General features: G+C 37.6%; 2 rRNA genes. Both read left to right on the forward strand.

The window, feature by feature from the left end:
• Window positions 1–2: 2 nt before the first annotated feature.
• Window positions 3–114: ribosomal RNA gene (rrf, locus tag HGH91_RS30955) — 5S ribosomal RNA — on the forward strand.
• 610 nt (window positions 115–724) lie between these two features.
• Window positions 725–834 (forward strand): 23S ribosomal RNA (locus HGH91_RS30960); the annotation flags it as partial.

Consider the following 834-nt stretch of genomic DNA (forward strand, 5'->3'; position numbering starts at 1 on the left):
CTTATGGTGGTTATGCCGAGGGTGTTCACCTCTTCCCATTCCGAACAGAGAAGTTAAGCCCCTCATGGCCGATGGTACTGCACTATCATGCGGGAGAGTAGGTAGCTGCCATACTTATTAAGAAAAGCCTTGGTGCCTTTGCACTAAGGCTTTTTCTTTCTTTAAGAGTAGACACATCCTGCTAAAGAGCAGTTTTTACTAAAGTGTCATTACATTTTACTCTTTTAAAGGTCCCAGACGACCTGGTACATTCAACAATTAAGTTGACAATTAATTGAAATAAGATTGAAAAATAATTTGAGATAAAACTCAAATAGTTTTGTTTGCGATTGATAAAGGTTATATCTTTGCCATCCGCTTGGAAACAAGTAATGTTCTTTGCCAGATAGGGGTCTGATAATCAATTCAGTACAACACTTTCCCAATTGAAAAGTTATTGATACTGAAATGATTAAGGATGCAATAAACTTAAAAAAGTTTTGGTGGTTAAACGAAAGATTACTACCTTTGCAACCCCAACGCAAACAGCATAATACAGAATAAAAGTTCTTATAATATTGAAATGAAGATGTGTAACCGAAAGGGGTTACGGAGATCGGCTCTCACACATCGGCAATAATCACAGAAATGAAATCTTGGAAAAGAAATCAGTGGTTAAAAGTTCTTTGACATATTGGGAAATGCAAGTTGTATTCGAAATAGTAGTATAAGAATACTAAAGATTTTTAAAGCGAATAAGGGCGCATGGTGGATGCCTAGGATCTAAGAGGCGAAGAAGGACGTGGTAAGCTGCGATAAGCTACGGGGAGATGCAAACGATCGTAACATCCGTAG

This window comes from Chitinophaga eiseniae (assembly GCF_012641265.1).
GTDB classification, from domain to species: domain Bacteria; phylum Bacteroidota; class Bacteroidia; order Chitinophagales; family Chitinophagaceae; genus Chitinophaga; species Chitinophaga eiseniae_A.